This is a genomic window from Curtobacterium sp. MCBA15_005, from assembly GCF_001864855.1.
In the GTDB taxonomy this organism is placed as follows: Bacteria; Actinomycetota; Actinomycetes; order Actinomycetales; family Microbacteriaceae; genus Curtobacterium; species Curtobacterium flaccumfaciens.
Genome location: NZ_MJGL01000072.1, coordinates 1 through 309, shown reverse-complemented (window position 1 = coordinate 309; position 309 = coordinate 1). Strand labels below are relative to the sequence as shown.

The 309-nt window shown below is 53.7% G+C and carries 1 rRNA gene; it reads right to left on the bottom strand.

From position 1 onward, the window contains the following. A 23S ribosomal RNA gene (locus BIU89_RS15860) occupies window positions 1-309 on the bottom strand; the annotation flags it as partial.

The window sequence follows — 309 nt, the reverse complement described above, 5'->3', positions numbered from 1 at the left end:
TCGGGATGACCCCCTAGCCGAAACAGTGCTCTACCCCCTGTGGTATTCGTCCGAGGCGCTACCTAAATAGCTTTCGGGGAGAACCAGCTATCTCCGGGCTTGATTAGCCTTTCACTCCGATCCACAAGTCATCCCCTGGCTTTTCAACGACAGTGGGTTCGGTCCTCCAGTTGATGTTACTCAACCTTCAACCTGCTCATGGATAGATCGCCCGGTTTCGGGTCTATGCCCAGCGACTAAATCGCCCTATTCAGACTCGGTTTCCCTACGGCTCCCCTAAACGGTTAACCTCGCCACTGAACATAAGTC